Raw genomic sequence first — 18,681 nt, 5'->3', positions numbered from 1 at the left:
CGCTCCTTTTCAGAATGAATCAGCCCATCGCAAACTCACGGGGAAGATTCATTCGCTTACTCTCATTATGTAATTCATTCATCTCCGTTCCCATTAGGGAATGTCCTATAGCGCTATAGAAAATCCCTCGTTCTATGGAAAGATACAAAAAAAGCCCCCTCTACCAGAGGGAAGCTTGTATGAATAAATTAATTTTTCTTTTGGCCTGTTAACAGGAGCATCATAAAGGAAATCAGTATAATAGAGCATGTCCATACCCAGGCCATAGGAAGATGACCAGAATCTACTGCAATATAGATGGCTGTAGGGATCGTTTGTGTTTTACCCGGAATATTTCCGGCAATCATCAGCGTAGCCCCGAATTCGCCCAGCCCACGGGCAAACCCGAGTATAAAGGCCGCTTTAAAAGAAGAGAAAATCAACGGAAAGGTGATATATCGAAAGACCTGCCATTCATTTGCCCCCATTGAGCGTCCCGCGTTTTCCAAGTCCTGATCCACTGAAGCGAATCCCATTCTCAGTGTTCGATAGACTAGAGGAAAAGCCACAACCACCGCGGCTACAACCCCAGCCCACCATGAAAATACAATAGGCTCGCCAAACCATTGCTCCACCAAACGTCCAAACCAACTTTTTCGTCCGAGTAAGATTAACAGTAAAAATCCAACTACCGTTGGTGGGAGTACCAAAGGCAGCATAAGCACGGTTTCAACGAGTGTTTTCCCTTTGAATAATCCTAACCGCGACATGGACCATGCCGCAAACAAGCCAAGTAGGATCACCAAAACGCTGGATAACAGTGCAACCTGTAACGATAATCGGATCGGAGGCCAATATTCGTTCCAATCTATAGCCTGCATGCTCACTTCGGTATGGTAAATCCATACTTAGCCATAATATTCAGAGCTTCTTGCGATTGAAGGTATTCATAGAAGATTTCGGCTTCTTGGATGTGCTTGGAAGCTTTGATAATCCCGATAGGGTACTCAACCGTTGAATAAGTTTTAGAGTCCACCTCAAAGGCAATTTTCGCCTTTTGCGAAGTCAACGCATCTGTCTTATACACAAATCCGACATCTGCGTTACCCGTTTCCACATATTGCAGCACTTGTCTAACATCTTTTGCCTGAACGAGCTTGTCCTGTAGCACATCCCAAAGCTTTACGTTCGTCAGTGCTTCCTGTGCATATTTGCCTGCAGGAACACTCTCAGGAATACCGATTGCTACCTTTTTCACTTCGCTTTGCGTTAAATCCTTTACACTCGTGATGCTCATCGTCCCATCTGCAGGGATCACCACTACCAACTCGTTCGTCAGCCATGTTTTTTGTTGATTGCTCTCGATTAACTGCTGATCTACGAGAGACTTCATGTTTTTCTTCGAAGCAGACAAAAACAAATCCGATGGAGCTCCTTGCTCAATCTGCTTTTCCAGTGCACCAGAACCACCAAAGTTGAAATTCAATTCAATACCTTTATGGGATGATTCGTACAACGGTTGAATTTCTTTGAGTGCATCTGTTAAGCTCGCGGCTGCGGAAATGGTCAGATCAACAGTTTCAGCCTTGTTCGATGAATCCTGGCCGGAGACCTCATTCTGGGCCGTGCTGCTACCACTTGAAGCTGATTGTTGCCCCACACCGCACCCCGCAAGTAATAACACAATGGCAAAAATAAAAAAGAGTGCCTGACTATGTTTAACAAATTTCTTCATTTTATTGGCTCCTTACGTTCAGCCTGTCATTAAGTGAGAGGTTGCATTATGAATGGAGTTGTGCCTGTCTGGTACGTTCAACTAAGGTACAATTCTCAAGAAGAATATGATTATAAATGTCCGCTTCCAGATCCTCCAAACGCTTCAATACAAGTCGATGCGTACCACAAGCTTCCTGTAACGGCTCAAAGCCATTGGTAATCAAGCGCAGCTCCTGCAGTATATCCACAACCGCTTGATGATCCTCTTGCAACTCGGATAAATGAAAGTGAAGTGCGTCCACACGCTCAAATGCCGAGTCTTGAAAAAACGCTTGAATCAACGGAAACAGGAGGCTTTCCTTGAATTGAATATGTATCGTTAACTTCTGTTTAAGCAAGGTATAAAGTTCATTCACTCGCTTTAGGTGCGAATAACGTTCGCCGTGAACCCGCGTTAGTTTGGTAATATACGGTGTGAGCGCCGCTAGTTCTTCACATAACTTTGTGTGATACTCATTCTGAATATAGGCAATCAGTTCTTTGGGTTCGAGTGAGGAAGGTTGCATTTGCTTGTGCCGTGCCTGATTTTCCTCCACTTCATGCACCCGCGCCAGCAGTTCACCAGCGTGAAGCCCCCGGCTGGCAGCTGCTTCACGGAGTGATATTTTCCCGCCACAGCAGAAGTCAATCCGTAGTTTACGGAACAAGTCACTTGTTTTGGGTACTTCTTTCACAATGTCCGCTACCCATGTTTCTTCCGTTAACTGGCTCATTTTTCATTCCCCCATCTTACTTCAGTTTTATACTCAACTCTCATTCTATGTCTCTCTCAAGGCTGAACCAATTAGGGTGATCCCTTTTTCACTCGTGGAAAGAGCCTGATTATAAAAAACCTGAGACCAGCTGTTCAGCTGCTTCTTTGCCTTGAGCGATACAATCTGGAATGCCAACGCCTCCATAACCAGCGCCACAAAGAAATACATTCGGAAAATACTGTGACAAATCATGTCTCACCTTCGCCATCTGCTCTTTGTGCCCAATCGGATATTGTGGCATGGATTGATTACACCGACTGACCTCGGTCATTTCAGGTTGAGCATCGATCCCCATTAGATCTTTCAGGTCTTTGCGGGCTGCTTCCACTAGTTCCTCGTCTGACATCTGAACCCACTCCTGTGCACCTGCATGACCAATGTAAGTCCGTAAGAGTGTATACCCTTCAGGTGCGGTATGGCTCCACTTTGTAGATGACCAAGTGCAGGCCGTAATCATTTTCCCTTCTTTACGAGGAACGAGAAATCCAGTTCCCTCATAAGCAAGGCGAAGGTCTGAATTTTTATAAGCCAGGGAAATATTCGCTACCGAAACGTAATTGATCTTATGAAGCCAGCTCACACTTGCGATACTGGAAAATAAATTAGCCGCCTCAAAGGCTGGAACAGCGCAGATTATTGCATCTGCATCTATGATTTGTCCTTGGTTCAGGACTACCTGATAACCGTTCTCTTTTCTTATCTCAGCCACACGCTGCTCCATCACAAATTGGACAGTGTCGAGCTTTTCCTTTAACCGCTCCACGATGGTCGATAATCCATGTCGATAGGAAAGAAACATGCTTTTCTTGGCGATTTCCGGCAATTTGTTAGGTGCACCCGACTTTCTCCCCGCCCCTTTAGCCATACCTATAATCAGACTTCCATGCTTTTGTTCCATCTGCTTAAATTGAGGGAAGGTTGACTTGAGGCTAAGAGAATACGTATCGCCAGCGTAAATACCAGATAACAAAGGCTCTGTAATCTGCTCCAACACCTCTTTACCTAGACGCCGCTTGATAAAATCTCCCAGAGATTCATCCATATCGCCTTTCTTGGCTGGAATGATCAAATCCATGGCTGCGCGCGCTTTTCCCAATGGAGAAATTAACCCTGTCCGAATGAAGGGAGTTAGCTTGGTTGGAATACCTAAAATAAAGCCCATCGGCATGGTATGCAGCTTGCCTTTATGCAAAATGGAGGCCGACTTGGCCTTCGGGTTTGTTGACACCAAATCAGCTTCCAGTCCCAACTCCATAGTCAGATCCAATATATTCGTCTTTCTGGCCAGGAAAGCATCTGGTCCTTTTTCGATCATAAAATGATTTTGGCGAACCGTTTGCAGCTTTCCTCCCAGGCGGTCGCTTTTCTCCACTAATGTAATCTCCACTTCAAGCTGCCTGTCCTCCGCCAGCTTTTTCACATAAAAGGCAGCACTTAAACCGCTTATTCCTCCACCGAGGATCACAACTTTTTTAGCATTTTTATTCATAAGCGCACGTTTCCTTCCCCACTCCAGGCATATATGCACAATATGGATCACTCTCTAAGTAATCTCCTGTGATGGCAAAAGCCCTTGCTCTGGAGCCTCCACAGACTGTATTGAATTCGCAGACTCCACATTTTCCTTTAAGCAGAGATTTATCCCGAAGATTATTCATAATCGGAGAGTTCCGATAAATATGGGCCAAACTATCCTTTCGTACATTCCCGCATGTTAGCGGCAGGAAACCACTCGGGTACACTTCGCCGATATGACTGATAAAAACAAATCCATCTCCATCATTTACACCTTTAGGGGCACGCCCCAGAACATCTGCCCTTTTTTGTTCGAACGTTGCACTATGCTGTCCTGCTTTGTGCTTTTCCTGTAGGACAACCCTTCGATAGTGAGGTGCTTCGGTAGCCTTTACACCGTAGGGCATCTGTTGCTGTATCTGATACAACCACTTCATTACAGCCTCATGCTCATCAGGAGTAATCATATCTTTTTCCATACCACGCCCGGTTGGAACGAGAAAAAACAAGCTCCATAACACCGCCTGCATTTCCTTTACCTTCTCTGCAATTCGCTCCAGATCGTGAAGATTGTATCGGGACACGGTTGTGTTCACTTGGATAGGAATGTTCAATTCCTTCAAATAGCCAATTCCCCGCATGGTCGTATTATAAGAACCCACAGTCCCTCGAAAATGATCGTGAATGTCCGCGCATGAACCGTCCAGGCTAAAAGCCCACCGTGATAAGCCAACCTGCTTTGCTTTTTCGACTGCTGCTCGTGTCACTTTCGGGGTAGCACTGGGCGTCATTGAAACTGATAACTTTTTCTCCTCAATTGCATATTGAGCCAGCTCAAACAAATCAGGACGCGATAACGGATCTCCACCTGTGAAAACCACTAATGGATGATTCATTTCGGCGATTTGATCAAGCAGCTTTTTGCCCTCTTCAAATGTCAGCTGACGAGGGTCAGGCTTATATTGGGCTTCCGCTCTACAGTGAAGGCATTTTAATGCGCAAGCTCTTGTTACCTCCCAAATGACGATAAACGGGTCTACGCGATAATCTCGTGGCGTTTGCAAAGATATCATTGATGTCTCTCCTTTTTAAAAATATAAAAACAGCACAGATACATAGAGCATCAATGAAAATCCAATTTCAGCCATGCCTACATGCTTTGCCTTTAACTCGAACTTAGGAAGCCATATAGCTCGTATGAACAAAATTAAAAATGGAATAACCAAAAACACCTTGATCCAGGCGGCAAACAGCACAATGATCAGATGATAGATAATAGACGCATAATAGTAACGTGGATTTTTTCTTTCACGGATGATCGTTTTAACATAAAGAGCCGTTCCTATGAAATAACACACCAACAGCAAAAACAGCTCTGTGGTTAGCGTCCAATCTCCGCCTTCTCCAATATGAACAACAGGATATATAAAAGAGCAGAAAAGCAGAATCGCGGCAATGTCATTTAACAAAGCACGCTCATTCTTCATTTTGGCGTAATACATATTAGCCATAAAAAAGAACAGAAGCAGAACTCCATACCAGATCAACGCAGGTTTAACCCATACTAGAGAAGCTAAAAGAGGAAGGAGTATTGCTCCGTAAATAACAACAGGTTTACGGTATCTTTTACTGTTTCCTGTTTTGATCCATTGGAGAACAGGAAAACTAAATAAATAGATAAAAAACCAGCATACGAATAGAGGTATATGAATGAATTGTTTTGGAGAAGCAGCTAAGCCAAACAAAAATGGAAGAATGAGCATTGCCCAAGCTCCATGCTGATTGGGGATGTATCTACTGATCCCTTTCAAAGTCTTGATCCTTTTTTCACAATGTGTAACATCTTTGTAGCTACGGTTAATCGACTCATCATCCATTCCCCCAAAGTTCAATTTTTCACCCTACTTTAATTCTAAGTATTCTGTCCAATTGAACCAATCAGGGAGTTCCCTTATTTGTTTGGGGGAATAGCCTAACCTGAAGATAAACCTTCACTTTCTTTATAAAAACGTACCGAAGTAATAGTCGAGCGCTTCCTGTGAGTATCCGTCATCTCCTTGCCAGGCTGCTACCGAACAAAAATCATCATTGCCGCCGCGGCGCCTGCGAGGTGTGTCCCGTGGTGTGAGCAATCCTGCATATCCCCATACTTCCATAGCCACATCGCGTTCATTTTTACTGGATGGGAGCACATCTTTCCAGCGCTTCTCCAATTGTCGTGGACCGTTCTGAGCCTCACAGTCCTGAACCGCTTCCAGCATGCTGTGAAGTATTACAAGATCCTCATCAGTAACCTGGAACTCCTCCTCTTGACTGAACAATTCAAGGTCCATCCAGCAATAAAGAAGGTGATTCAGCCGAATACCTCCCCATTTGATTCGTTCAAAATTCAGTACATTCAAATCCTTATTGACGTATTCCTTATCGGACATTAGTTTATGAAAATTACAATCCCCACAGCTGCTGTAATTGGGCAGGACGACAGGCCGCTCCCTATAGGTGTGCAAAGGCAGTTTTACGGTTAATGCCCAGCTCGATAAGGCGCTTCGTAAATGGACTTTTTTCGTGGAAAGACTGTGTAAAAACGCTGCTGCCACTCGCTCTTTTGTAGCCTTTTGCTGGTGCAGCTCATATAACCTTTTTATAATCTCATCATGTGTAATGGTGATCGGATCGAACATCAAGCCCATACTTTTGGCATATTCAAAATCCTCACCCGAAAAAGGTTCCCTCTCCTGCTTCCAGCCGCTGGAGGACCAGAAAGTGTTCATAAGTATTTTCTTTGCTTTTTTATCCATCACACTTCTCCTTACTCGTCTGACACTCTCACCTTCAACAATCATCTTTATACTTAAAAGCAATGGCCGTATTTCCCGACCGGGGGTCAAAATAAGAAGAGATTTTCCCCCAGTTCAGTTCATATTCCATATAGGGGTAGGGCTTGGTTTGACGATAGCTCGGCTTCATGGACAAATGTTGTTCTAACAAACGATCATGCTCCCTTTGCCGCTTTCTCTCCCCTTCCTCAGACCAATTATCCCATGAGGTTGGAAATTCATTGCCCTGGAGCGAAATCTCCACAACAATTAGGGTTGTATCCTTAAAGCATACAGACACAAAAAAATGCCGGTGCAGCAAAGGAACCTGATCAAAATGGTACCAAATGTACCCATTTCCTAGCTTTCTTACAGAATGAAAATATTTCGTGTACAAAGCAGTCTCTAACAACTGATCTTCCGTTAAAGAAGAATAAAACGCGTGCTCATTATCAACTTGAATGATTCCCGATTCCCAGTCATTCATTGCTGCCACTCCTTAAGCTGGTATGACAATCTACTAGTTGCTCTCTAGCCTCATTTGTCCACATGTTGGAAAATGGCCTGCCAGGACCGATCCAGCATACGCGTATGTAATCGTCTGGCATAAACATTTCTAACGATGGCAAGAACGATCACACCCACGAATACAACACTAAGTATGGTAATAGAGGGAACCCAGTAGTCGAACATGGCATTCACCAACACTTGCAGCAGATGTCGTTCCGGCTGCAAATATTCCACCGCCGCAACGATAACTGCTGCCAGCAATATAATCACAGATATGATCAAAAGCATTGTATTAATTACTTTGTATCTGGCAAGCCCTTGCTGAAAAATGCGAGTGCCGGCATATTGCTCCAGCAAGATGATCTGCTTGTGAAAATCATCCTCCACCTGCTCTACAGGCAGGTCGTGCTTCTGAATCAAGGCATGTGCTTTCTTCAGTTCGGATTGAATAAATAGACTGCTCTGGATGGCAGATCCTAACTGACCTAAAACATTCATCTCTTTTTTACCCCATTTCAATATTTAGTAAAAATCAAAGTAACCCCGCCAGATTCCCTCATTCTGATGCTTGGCAAAATAAAAGCTGCCCCCATCGACAATATTCAATCCAGCTTTGGCATCTGACGCAATCTGAAACATAAATTCATAGCCTTCGCCAAAGTCGATGCCTGGTTGAATAAAGCTGGGATAGCCACCGATTTTGTGAACCGCATGTATTTCCTCCACGATGTCCTCAAAATAGTCGGGTTCCTCCTCATCCATGTTGTTGAGGGCATCACCATATTCCTCAGGGATGTCTTCCCCGTCCCAAACGGGATAGTCATTCTCTATGAGCTCGGGGAATAACGGGAATGCCTTGATATGCATGAATGCCTCCCCAAAATCTTTTTCGACCAAATCCTCTACCGACGTATACTCACGAATACACATATATCCTTCCATGTCCTCATGATCCAGAACATCGGGTGACAGGAAGACCGTCAACAGCTTGACATCACGCATAGCTTGTGGAACAAAAGGCATAGCAGGCAAATACAATTGCATGATCGGAGCCATAGCATTCCCCTGTACATCAACGGGTTGTTCTTCCGCCGGCAAAGCCACTGTAACTCTGCCAATCCAGCTCTGTTCCAGGGAATCTAACGGTCTGCGGCCCCCTGTATGAAAAATAGTAGCTTTACGTTTTAGAATCGTTCTTAGCTTCTCGATAGATTTGCTGGACAACGAAATCACCCCTTTCTAGGCTAGAGTAGAAACGCAACAGCATACTCGCCTGCTTTAAATCCAAACTCACTTAATCGGTCTTCCATCTCTTGAATTTGACAAAGATAATCTTCCGGTACAGCTGGCAAATCTTGTTCATTGACTAATGTTCCGCCGAGTCTGGCGCGTGCATATTCGGCACTTTTCCACATCGCCTCAAACACAGCTTGCGGCTGCACCGTTCTTACCACATCCATACTGAAAATCAAATCTGCAAACCGATCCTCTGCAAGTGTACTCAGCCAAAAAAATCCAGGCTCTGTTCCCGTATGTACGCTAAATAGTTCATCATTGCCTCCCGGACCGTGATGGTGTGCATGGAAAATATCCATATCTCCCCACTTCATTCCAAGGCTCAGCATGACATCCCAAATGTCCGCTCCACGATAAGATTGACCTTGATCCGCTACCAGCCTAAGCATGACAAAGTGTTCCCTCTCACCCTCCTGATCTGTAAAGGCTTGTAGCTTTTCCGCTTTTGCACGTGCATGGGCAGCATCCTCCCGAGGAAGCACACGAATGGTCCCCTTCTCCTGAAATCGCGCCGGTAGTGTGTTCATAAAATCAGCAACCTTGGCTTCTTCCAAACAAATCTGCATCTCTACATTGTTGAATATATCCACACAAATACAGATTTTATCATAACGGCATTCGCCTTCTAGTCTACGCCCGACGCTAGTCCATATCTGCAAATCTTGGACATGCCCGTATACGATATATCCTTTGAGCAATTGCAAAATGTCTTCATCTGACAACGTAAAACCATTGAATTCCACATCAATCAGCCAGTAGATATTAGAATCAGGCTCCACTTCATGGACTCCTTTTATTGTCTTTCTAGACCCATGATCCAACTCTACGGCAAGGATGCTCGATACATCCTCACTTCCATATTCAGGTAAAATCAAATTCCCTCCTCCTTATTACCTATTTTTTACTTTATAGTTTCCTATAATTCTCAATCTATATTAAACTATAAACCACCAAGCACAAAATAGGTTAAAAGTGCTGGGTTGTTGAACATGACTCGTAGAAACTCAAAGCTTCGAAAGGGGAGAACTCATGATGCAAAAACTTTGGCAAAAAGGAAAGGCTCTGTCCCTGCCTATAGTGGTGTCTGCATCGCTGATTTCAGGAACGCTGTTGGTAAATAATATACCTACGGTGAATGCGGCTGCGACCAAGGAACTGCTTCAGTTATCCGGACAGACGACTTACTACGGAGAAGTTGAGAATGGACAGCCAAATGGACGTGGTACGATCAAATGGAGCGAATACAAGCAGTATTCGGGCGATTTTGTGAATGGCAAGCGATCAGGAACTGGAAAATATATGAATCAATACACAGATGCAGATGGACAACATCATAAAATCGTATACAACGGAACATGGAGCAATGACACGATGAGCGGTAAGGGTACGCAGACTGAAAAAGTGACGCAATCGGATGGAACGATCCGTTCGAATCAGATCCAAGTAGGTACTTTTCAGGATAATGGATTACAGAACGGCTACCAAGTGATCCATGCTGTAGCCGATCCAGACTATAGCTTCACTTATAAAAATGGAAAAGAAGTGCTAAACATCTTGCACAGTAATCAGGATCTGGTCCAAAGATGGCAGCAAGGAGAGCTCTTCTCCGTAAATTATAAAAATGGCTCTGTTCAAAAGGAATACTCCATGTTCCCTGAAGAGGTCGCAACCAAAGAACGTCAAAGACAAGCGGCCATCAAGTATCTCAAAGGGATTACCGCCAAGGTCACCCCTCACTTGCAGCAGTTTGAAAAATTGTCCAAGCAGGTCCCCCTCAAATAAGTTAGAGTATCGCACAGTATATAAATAGCCTCTACGCAAGAAGCCCTCTCTTTCTTATAGAAATTCCTACTAGAAAGAGAGGCTTTTTCCATTTTCTTCATGAATGACATATAAGAACTTCGGATCATAACGACTCCTACTATTCTCCCTTATGCCCATCAATGAACTCATACAAATGACTTATTTTTCGCTCAAACCCCCTCCTTTTTTTGCTAACTCCCGCTAGAATCACTAAAATATAAAGTAATTATTTTAATCATCCGAGGTGGACATCATGGCTAAAATTATGGTTCCTCCTGAGAAACTAGAGGCGGTTTCCAGGCAGTTCGCGCAGGCACGTGAGCTGGGGGCACAAATTTGCGGACAACTGTCACAGCATATTCAAATGCTAGAGAATAGCTGGGCAGGAACGACACAGCAGCGCTTTTATCAGGATTTTCACAAAGCACGTGGACAAATGGACGCTTTTACTCAAACCGTCGGTTCTGTCAGCACAGAGCTGCGTTCGATTGCAGTAAAATTCAAGGAAATAGATACCCAAGCAGACACAGGGATTAACCAAGGAGATCAAAGCGGACAGATTAAGAGCAGTGAAGGAGCAACTTCCGGAAAAAAAGGAAACGATCCCGCAGATATAGCCATTAACAGCCTGTCAGAGGCCAATAAATGGCGAGGGCAACTGGGCTTTGCCGGAACAGCGATCTATAGCGGTCTGGCTTCCACACTTGTGCTCACCAAAACAGTAGAATTCAAGAAAAGTCTGAAAAATCCCACTCGAGCGGTTATACATAATGCGGCATGGGTGAAAGGCAAAGGTAACAATGCTTTTATGCGTAATTTGGGCAAAAGCATAAACCGCCAGTTCGCTAAACCAGGTATTGTGATGAAGGGCTTGAAAGGTTTCGATCGTTTAGCTGGAAAGCTGCAAATGGGTAAGCTCGGCCTTGGGTTTAACAAAGCCAACAGCTTTCCTCAGTGGACGCGCAACGTCATCGCCGGGGTGGAAAAAGGACGCTACGGCATAGCAACACGCCAAATTCCGGGCATGATCGCCAAAAAGCTATATCCAATTAATGCCACCATGAATATTGTGGGCGAGGGCATCAGTCTGGCTGGAAAATGGAAAAGCGGGAAGCTTACCGGAACGGATGTGGCTGTATCTGCTTCTAACGTAGCGATTAAAACCGCCGCAACTTATGGCGGAGCTGTCGTTTTGGGGTCCATAGGCGGTGCTATCGGCGGTCCGGTTGGTGCAGCCGTCGGTGCATACGTCGGCGGTACAGTGGGGAGCTGGGCAGGTGGAAAAGTCGCCAAATTCGCCGAAAAAGGGATACGCTGGGCCAGCAAACTATTTAAATAAACATACACTTAACAGATGGAGAAGGAGCCTGACTATGGACAAACAAACGGTAATTTTAACGCTTGAGGAACTAGGCTTTGCCTTGACCGCGCTGGGTGCAGAGGATATGGCTTCGGGTCTGCTCCAATCCTATTACGGGGAACTAACCGAAGATCGCTGGGAACTGCTTTTTCATGCTGCAACACATAGCCTGGTATCCAAAGGCTTGTTGGAACAGCAGGATGACGGGCAACAGCAGCTTGAATTTGATGCGTTCATTGTTGAAATGCTAGCTCATCTGGTACAAAGCCGCCAAATGCTGCGTGGATACAAGGAGCAGCAGGACAAGCAAAATACATTAACGATACACCATGGAAACGAACGTTTTCTGTATCACTTTTCCAGCCACAATGAACTCCATTTCTTTCGCTGGTCTTCTCCAGAAGACTGGCATCACGATATTGATCAATTGTTCGGCCTGTCGGCTCCCAGCTTCAATGGTCACAGCCGATACGTCGATCTGACAGAAGAACAGTGGAATGAGTTGACCTCATCCAACTTCACGATGCAGCAAATGGCAACGTGGAAACTTCAAGAGTTGGATCAACAAATGATACAAGACTGGCGAGAGGATTTTAATCGTAATCACTGCAGCCTGGATAATTTGAGCCAGATGGTATACACGGACACGGATGAAGAGGGTCCTTCCGTTACGAATCTGCTATTTGTTCTTAAAGGAACGAATGATGTGTGGGTTGTAAGAAATACAGAACTGGATATGCAGGCCACCCCATGCCTGCGAATTGAAAGTGTGACCGAATCAGACTGGAGAGAACGGATCACTCATTTCATTCAGGCGTTTGTACCCGACGAGGCGGTATTCCGTGGATAAAATTGTATATCGCAGATCTTTGGCATTTTGGAAAGCCCTGGGCAGCTTGATGTTTGTGGTGATTTGTCTGTTTTTGCTGTTGCTCATTTTTATCGACGAAGATATCTCTGCTCTGCAAATCTTCTTCTTTATTACGTCCGCCATTATTGGAATTCCTTTTTTCGGTAGTTATTTGGTGGTCTGTTTGAGCAGAACGCTTCGTAAGGAAGCCTTCCTGTTCATCTTTGACGAACACAGTATTTCCGATGGTATTCGAACTGTCCCGTGGTCTGCAATCACTAAAGTCGAATTCGAGGGGGCCTCCATCCGTAAATGGCTGCGCCCTCGCTTCCCCGCCTTTATTTTTTATCTGAATGACCGCAGCACCTGGGAAGTCAGCACCGATTATGTGTTGAATGATATGGAATTGAATCAAGCCGGGAAACAACTTCGAACTCTCATTAACCAGTATGGCAAGCCAAAGAAAATACGTTCCTGAACATTGCATGGACGCAGCACAATAACTTCCTTGCCTTGAAGATGACCCGTATAAAAAATCCCGTTCGCAATCTGGGTCATCTTTATCCCTTCGATTTGCGCTCTCAAACCTGCTATTTCTTCTTCCATGGCTCCGATATGGCTATACTCAAAGTTCGTTTCTCGATCCCTCCATGAATTTCTTTTATTCCAGCTTAAGCTTGAAAAACACCCGTTGCTGCGATGCGCTGTACCGCCTCCAGCAGTCTTTCTTCACTATTCACCAGACTGACCCTCACATGAGAAGCTCCTGCACGACCAAAGCCTTCTCCAGGGGCAACCGCAACATGCGCCTCATCCAATAAAAAGTTTGCAAAGGAAGCCGATGTATACCCCTCCGGCACCTTGAACCAGGCAAAAAAGGACCCTTGGGGAGCAGCTACATCCCAGCCAATATTTCGTAACGCTGCAATGAGAACATCACGTCGCCGCTCATATAACGCCGCGAGTTCCCGTACTGGCTCCTGGGTGCCCAGCAATGCGACAGCTCCTGCATCCTGTACCGCACCAAAAACAGTGCTGTAGGCATGCGTATGATAATGCTTGAGTGCACCAATGACGGACGCATTTCCAACCGCAAAGCCGAAGCGCCATCCAGCCATGTTATACGTTTTGGAAGCTGTATACGTCTCGACACCATACTCCTTGCCGCCAGGGATTTGCAATAGACTAATCGGCTTATGTCCGCCAAAGCCAAGAGCACCGTAAGCAAAATCATTCATAACCGGAAACTGGTACCGAGCAGCATAATCCAGTGTCTTCGTCAGAAAATCTACAGTAGCTACGGCTCCTGTCGGATTGTTCGGATAATTAATCATGAGCAGTTTGACCTGCTCTGCGATTTCTTCCGGCACGGTTGTATAATCAGGCAAAAATCCATGCTTCTCATCCAGTGGAATCGTATGAATATGGGCTCTTGCCAGCGCAGCAGCGGAATAATATTGGGGATATGCCGGATCGGTGGTCAATAACCAATCACCAGGATTCAGCAACGCCTGTGGAATCCCCATTACACCTATGGCAGAGCCGTTGAATATGGCAACTTCCCGTTCAGGGTCCAGCTCCACCTGATACTCCCGTTTATAGAACGCAGCGACTGCCTCCAGTGTACTTTTTTTTCCATGAAAAGGCGGGTAGCCCTGATTGATCGGTTGATCGACCGCATCCTTCAAAGCGTCGATGATATGCGGCGGTGTTGGCTGATCCGGGTTGCCGGCTGCCAAATTAATTACATCTATTCCTTTGCTTTTATACAGATTCACTTTGTCATCGATTGCACTAAAATAGTTGTCAGGCAGAGCCTTGACGAGATCAGAGGATGAAAAAATCACGTTTATCTCCACCTTCTATCCATAAGATATAGACTGAGAATGTCAGCCCGCCAGGATCATACCCATTTATTTAAAATAGCTTGGCAGCTTGTAGCCTTCATACGCAGGATTCGATTTGATGTACTGTTGAAATTCATCTGAATGATATCCCTCAATAATGTCTTTGACAAATGGCTTGTCCTTATTCTTGCTGTCCACAGCCACCACGTTCGTGAACGGGTCTGTCATATTTTCAAGCTTTAATGCCGAGGTCAACTTCATTCCATTCGATACAGCAAAGTTCCCTTGTATAGCCGCAAAATCAACATCCTCCAGTACACGTGGCCCCTGTGCCGGGTCGGTAGCAACAAATTGCAGATGATGCGGATTAGAGGTGATGTCATTCACCGAGGTTTGCAATGGATCGATATTGTCCTTTAACGTAATCCAACCTACTTCCTTCAAAATGTTCAGCGCGCGCAGCATATTAACTGGCTCGTTGGGCAGATTGATTTGGGCGCCAGCGCTGATTTCGTCAAGGCTGGTATGCTTGCTGGAGTACAATCCCATTGGAGGAGTCGGGACCTGCACAGCACCAACCAGATCAATATTCTCCCGCTTATTCATAGAATCCAGATAGAGCGAATGCTGGAACACATTGGCATCAATATCACCATTAGCCACGGCTACATTGGGCTGAACCCCGTCTGTAAACTCTTTATATGTAATCTTATACCCCTTCTTCTCCAAATATGGAGCCACACCATTCTTAAACTGATCGCTATATGGGCCGGGATTAAAGCTGATATGCAGTGTTTTCTTTTCTTCACCAGCAGCGCCGCCCGACGTATTCTTGCTGCCACAGCCTGAAATAAAAAGCATGACTACTCCCAGTAGCAATATAAATGAAATCCATTGTTTCTTCATTTTGATGTCTCCCCCTGCTCCTTGTTATGATCTACTTTTAGTGAGTTAAAATGTTTACAACTTTTTAAAACATAGTAATTTGATATGTTTTGTAGATATTACAATGATTTTTTATTCACTGTCAACAATATTTAATTACGCATCTTCCGCATAACTCAAAAGGATCACATCAGGCGCTCCGCTTGAAGGCAAAACACTTCACAAGTTTGTAATATAATTCTGTTTCAATTATACCCCCATGGGGTATAATTGAGTGTGTAAATACAATCCTAAAGGAGCTATTTAAATATGAAAAAACAATGGGCTTTGCTTGCTGGTGCAGTCATGATTATTTTGAGTGGGTGCGGGAACAGTAACACGCCAGATCAGGAGCATACGACAAACAGCAGTCAACAGCACGACACATCAGATATGAACCATTCCACTTCCAGTGAGCTTCCTGCTGGGCTAAAAGAAGCTGAACATCCAGCCTTCAAAATTGGCAGTCAAGCGACCATGCAAGCCGATCATATGGCAGGCATGAACGGCGCTACGGCCACGATTGTGGGTGCTTATACGACTACTGCTTATACAGTCTCCTATACTCCAACTACTGGAGGAGAAAAAGTGACTAATCATAAGTGGGTTATCCATGAAGAGATTAAGGATGCAAGCAGCGAGCCCTATGAACCGGGAACGGAAGTTATCCTGGCGGCAGATCATATGAAGGGGATGGATGGGGCTAAGGCTACCATAGATTCCGCTGAACCAACGACCGTATATATGGTAGATTACACGCCGACTACAGGAGGAGAGCCTGTCAAAAATCATAAATGGGTGACGGAGAGTGAGCTTTCAGCCAATTAGAACTCTTTTATCACAGGTTGCTTGTGATCGCCAGAGGGAGCACGGCAACGGCTCCCTTTGTATAGCTTGATTGGGGTTTGGACGTGTTCATATGTATCTCCTTGTGTCCGTTGTTTAACGCGGCATACGCAGAATGGCTGCCTTCAGTGCTTTGGTCCCTTCTTCGCTTTTTAAATAATCCGACGGTGTTTCGTGACCAAGTGCGGGAACCTTTCGATCCATCCAAGTCAGCAAATATTCGCCCATGTCAGGCAGCAGCACAATCTGAATCTCCTTTGGAATTTCACTCTTGGCCACCTTTGCTCTTACCGCTGGATCTACCTGATCATATCGCTCCTGATAGATTTGAACCATGTTGGCCCAGCTTTCCGGCTTAAACTCTTTCAAATATATCTCTCTCATCCATGAGCCCTCCTTTTGATCCCAGACAACGCTTCTCATGCTGAAGCAACCATTCTTTTCTCCATAGGCCCCCTGCATAGCCAGTTAGTTTCTGATTCGATCCGATAATTCGGTGACATGGAATCACAATGCTCAGCTTATTTTTGCCATTCGCACTGCCAACAGCTCGGATTGCTTTTTCATTTCCAATAGCAAGAGCAATATCTTTATAAGCTGTCGTTCTACCGTAACCTACGGTCACCAGCGCATTCCATACTTTTTGCTGGAAGTCTGTACCTTCAAAAGCATAAGGAAACGAAAATTTAAAGCGCTCACCTTTAAAATACTCGTCAAGCTGGCTGGCGCATTCCTCTAATACTTGGACTGGAGCCTCTTCTGTAAGCCTCGTTAAGGGCTCATTCCGATTAGAGAACATAATAGAATAGACAGCCTCTTTGGTGCCCTGTATCTCTATCTCTCCAATCGGCGATACATAATTCAATACGGATAGCTTGCTCATAAAAAGATAACCACCTTCCATTCCTAATCTTTATGTAACTTCCTATACTCACTAGGAGAACATTGGTTCAAGCTGCGAAACGACTTATAGAAATTTGAGGGACTTTGGAAGCCTGTCTCATAGCAAATTTCAAGATTCGTAAGATCTGTATTTTTAAGAAGATAGGACGCCTTATCTACTCTTATATTTTCCAAATACGTACGCGGGGTTTCGGAGGTTTCCTGTTTAAAAATCCGATCCAAATAAAAAGGGCTTATTCCAACATGGTCTGCAATATCCTGCAATACTAGTTTTTCTTTATAATGATTGATTAAAAAAGCAACCACATTCTGGACAAGCCTGATATACGGCGAATGATCTATATGAGGCTGGCATCTTTTGCAAGCGCGAAAACCTGCTTTTTCCACGGTGTCTACATCAAAGTAAAACTCGACATTGATTTTTTTCGGTTTTCGGGATCGACAGGAAGGTCGGCAATATATACGAGTTGTTTTCACAGCGGTAAAAAACACCCCGTCATATTTACGATCACATGCTATAATTTTATCCCACATTTCTTCAAAAGAAAGACTAAGGTTAGCCATGATCGAAGATTCCGTCCCTTCTATAGTTCATACTCATCTAGTTCAGGATTTGCAAAATCATCATATAAATGTGACGTATCTCGAAGGTTGATCAACTGTTCCGCATTCTTTTGCAAAGCAACTATTATCTTATCAGAAAACGCATTTCCAAAGCTAAACCTTTTGACTCCTAACTGCTGAAGCTGGCGGACATTCGTCAGACCTGGCAAGGATAAAACATTAAGCGGAGCATGTATATGATATACAACTTTTCTGATCTCTTCATCATTCTTTAACCCTGGCACAAAAATGCCGTTCGCACCACTTTCCACATACGCTTTGGCCCTTTCTATGGTCTCCGAAAGTGGAGCTTCTATCTGCAAAAATGTATCCGTTCTTGCGTTTATAAAAAAATCTTTAAACCCATGAACATCCAAGGCAGCTCTTATTTTGGACAGCAGGTTACTGTGCACCCTCACTTCTCGAAGCCCCTTTTGCTGTTTTAATGAATCCTCAATATTAATCCCTGCCACTCCGACATCGGCTGTCCTTAATACATGCTCAACAATCGTTGCTACATCCTTCCCATATCCTGCCTCAATATCTGCCGACACTGGAATCTGAACATGCTCTGCAATCGTCCGAATGATGCTTACATGCTGTTCAAAATCAATAAGCTCTCCATCTGAAAACCCAAGCGTATTGGCAATTCCCCAACTTGTCGTACCTATCGCCTTAAAGCCTGCTTTTTCCAGAGCCAGGGCAGATAGCAAATCCCAGGCGTTCCCTAGAAATAAAATTTCCTCTGATGTATGCAAATCGTTAAATTCTTGTATTTTGTTCAATTTATAACCTCCTGTTAGGTGATGTATCTCATTCTATCAAGAGGCTGTATTGGTTTTCGTCCTCATTCTTGCGTTTATGGTCTGTGTTAATCTAATTACTTGAATGCAAACGA

Annotated in this window: 22 protein-coding genes; 5 read left to right on the top strand and 17 right to left on the bottom strand. The window is 44.5% G+C overall.

Annotation, left to right across the window (positions count from 1 at the left end):
* Positions 1-188 precede the first annotated feature (188 nt).
* The 11 genes from modB to C0638_RS15360 form a co-directional block, all read right to left on the bottom strand.
* On the bottom strand, positions 189-866 hold the full coding sequence (gene modB, locus C0638_RS15410) for a molybdate ABC transporter permease subunit (RefSeq protein WP_102163588.1): 678 nt from the start codon (positions 864-866) through the stop codon (positions 189-191).
* Complete coding sequence (gene modA / locus C0638_RS15405) at positions 863-1,714, bottom strand: molybdate ABC transporter substrate-binding protein (RefSeq protein WP_058710283.1); 852 nt, start codon at positions 1,712-1,714, stop codon at positions 863-865. The genes modB and modA overlap by 4 nt, the downstream gene beginning before the upstream one ends.
* Positions 1,715-1,760: 46 nt before the next feature.
* Positions 1,761-2,468: a DUF542 domain-containing protein gene (locus tag C0638_RS15400; RefSeq protein ID WP_058710284.1), complete on the bottom strand. Its 708-nt coding sequence runs from the start codon at positions 2,466-2,468 to the stop codon at positions 1,761-1,763.
* A gap of 109 nt (positions 2,469-2,577) precedes the next feature.
* A complete protein-coding gene (hemY, locus tag C0638_RS15395; protein ID WP_058710285.1) occupies positions 2,578-3,999 on the bottom strand; it encodes a protoporphyrinogen oxidase in 1,422 nt (473 codons plus the stop codon).
* Positions 3,992-5,098: a TIGR04053 family radical SAM/SPASM domain-containing protein gene (locus tag C0638_RS15390; RefSeq protein ID WP_025679268.1), complete on the bottom strand. Its 1,107-nt coding sequence runs from the start codon at positions 5,096-5,098 to the stop codon at positions 3,992-3,994. Before C0638_RS15390 ends, hemY begins: the two co-directional genes overlap by 8 nt.
* A 15-nt stretch (positions 5,099-5,113) precedes the next feature.
* A complete protein-coding gene (locus C0638_RS15385; protein WP_043886028.1) occupies positions 5,114-5,902 on the bottom strand; it encodes a YwiC-like family protein in 789 nt (262 codons plus the stop codon).
* Between the two features lie 123 nt (positions 5,903-6,025).
* Positions 6,026-6,823, bottom strand: coding sequence for a hypothetical protein (locus C0638_RS15380; protein ID WP_058710286.1), 798 nt, complete (start codon positions 6,821-6,823; stop codon positions 6,026-6,028).
* Between the two features lie 34 nt (positions 6,824-6,857).
* Complete coding sequence (locus tag C0638_RS15375) at positions 6,858-7,328, bottom strand: hypothetical protein (protein ID WP_058710287.1); 471 nt, start codon at positions 7,326-7,328, stop codon at positions 6,858-6,860.
* Between the two features lie 50 nt (positions 7,329-7,378).
* On the bottom strand, positions 7,379-7,849 hold the full coding sequence (locus C0638_RS15370) for a DUF6097 family protein (RefSeq protein WP_058710288.1): 471 nt from the start codon (positions 7,847-7,849) through the stop codon (positions 7,379-7,381).
* Between the two features lie 24 nt (positions 7,850-7,873).
* Complete coding sequence (locus C0638_RS15365) at positions 7,874-8,584, bottom strand: DUF1963 domain-containing protein (RefSeq protein ID WP_233902212.1); 711 nt, start codon at positions 8,582-8,584, stop codon at positions 7,874-7,876.
* Between the two features lie 11 nt (positions 8,585-8,595).
* Positions 8,596-9,522 (bottom strand): cell division protein ZipA C-terminal FtsZ-binding domain-containing protein, encoded by a 927-nt coding sequence (locus C0638_RS15360; RefSeq protein ID WP_058710290.1) that lies wholly within the window; start codon positions 9,520-9,522, stop codon positions 8,596-8,598.
* Positions 9,523-9,679: 157 nt separating this feature from the next.
* Here C0638_RS15360 and C0638_RS15355 point away from each other — a divergent pair, with 157 nt between their 5' ends.
* The 4 genes from C0638_RS15355 (at position 9,680) to C0638_RS15340 (ending at position 13,138) form a co-directional block, all read left to right on the top strand.
* A complete protein-coding gene (locus C0638_RS15355; RefSeq protein WP_058710291.1) occupies positions 9,680-10,429 on the top strand; it encodes an MORN repeat-containing protein in 750 nt (249 codons plus the stop codon).
* A 274-nt stretch (positions 10,430-10,703) separates the two neighbouring features.
* Positions 10,704-11,789 (top strand): WXG100 family type VII secretion target, encoded by a 1,086-nt coding sequence (locus tag C0638_RS15350; RefSeq protein WP_025679278.1) that lies wholly within the window; start codon positions 10,704-10,706, stop codon positions 11,787-11,789.
* A gap of 34 nt (positions 11,790-11,823) precedes the next feature.
* Positions 11,824-12,660, top strand: a complete 837-nt coding sequence (locus C0638_RS15345; RefSeq protein ID WP_058710292.1) for a hypothetical protein — start codon at positions 11,824-11,826, stop codon at positions 12,658-12,660.
* A complete protein-coding gene (locus C0638_RS15340) occupies positions 12,653-13,138 on the top strand; it encodes a DUF5381 family protein (RefSeq protein WP_058710293.1) in 486 nt (161 codons plus the stop codon). Before C0638_RS15345 ends, C0638_RS15340 begins: the two co-directional genes overlap by 8 nt.
* 193 nt (positions 13,139-13,331) lie before the next feature.
* Here the strand turns inward: C0638_RS15340 and C0638_RS15330 are convergent, their stop codons facing one another.
* Positions 13,332-14,507 (bottom strand): aminotransferase class I/II-fold pyridoxal phosphate-dependent enzyme, encoded by a 1,176-nt coding sequence (locus C0638_RS15330; protein WP_058710294.1) that lies wholly within the window; start codon positions 14,505-14,507, stop codon positions 13,332-13,334.
* A 66-nt stretch (positions 14,508-14,573) separates the two neighbouring features.
* Positions 14,574-15,413, bottom strand: a complete 840-nt coding sequence (locus tag C0638_RS15325; RefSeq protein ID WP_025679282.1) for a MetQ/NlpA family ABC transporter substrate-binding protein — start codon at positions 15,411-15,413, stop codon at positions 14,574-14,576.
* A gap of 288 nt (positions 15,414-15,701) precedes the next feature.
* On the opposite strand from C0638_RS15325, the gene C0638_RS15320 reads away from it, so the two are divergent.
* Positions 15,702-16,259, top strand: coding sequence for a YdhK family protein (locus tag C0638_RS15320; protein ID WP_058710295.1), 558 nt, complete (start codon positions 15,702-15,704; stop codon positions 16,257-16,259).
* A 114-nt stretch (positions 16,260-16,373) separates the two neighbouring features.
* Here C0638_RS15320 and C0638_RS15315 read toward each other — a convergent pair whose 3' ends face one another.
* Genes C0638_RS15315 through C0638_RS15300 form a run of 4 tightly spaced genes read right to left on the bottom strand, consistent with a single transcriptional unit; the run spans position 16,374 to position 18,568 of the window.
* Positions 16,374-16,661: an antitoxin Xre/MbcA/ParS toxin-binding domain-containing protein gene (locus tag C0638_RS15315; RefSeq protein ID WP_058710296.1), complete on the bottom strand. Its 288-nt coding sequence runs from the start codon at positions 16,659-16,661 to the stop codon at positions 16,374-16,376.
* Positions 16,633-17,160, bottom strand: coding sequence for a methylated-DNA--[protein]-cysteine S-methyltransferase (locus C0638_RS15310; protein WP_013372407.1), 528 nt, complete (start codon positions 17,158-17,160; stop codon positions 16,633-16,635). The genes C0638_RS15315 and C0638_RS15310 overlap by 29 nt, the downstream gene beginning before the upstream one ends.
* A gap of 23 nt (positions 17,161-17,183) precedes the next feature.
* The gene (locus tag C0638_RS15305; protein ID WP_058710297.1) at positions 17,184-17,744 is read right to left on the bottom strand and encodes a bifunctional transcriptional activator/DNA repair enzyme AdaA; all 561 of its coding nucleotides are present in this window, start codon (positions 17,742-17,744) and stop codon (positions 17,184-17,186) included.
* A gap of 20 nt (positions 17,745-17,764) precedes the next feature.
* Positions 17,765-18,568 (bottom strand): isocitrate lyase/PEP mutase family protein, encoded by an 804-nt coding sequence (locus C0638_RS15300; protein WP_058710298.1) that lies wholly within the window; start codon positions 18,566-18,568, stop codon positions 17,765-17,767.
* Positions 18,569-18,681: the final 113 nt, after the last annotated feature.

It is taken from the genome of Paenibacillus sp. lzh-N1, from assembly GCF_002872435.1.
In the GTDB taxonomy this organism is placed as follows: Bacteria; Bacillota; Bacilli; order Paenibacillales; family Paenibacillaceae; genus Paenibacillus; species Paenibacillus polymyxa_C.
This window is presented reverse-complemented; position numbering and strand designations above follow the sequence as displayed.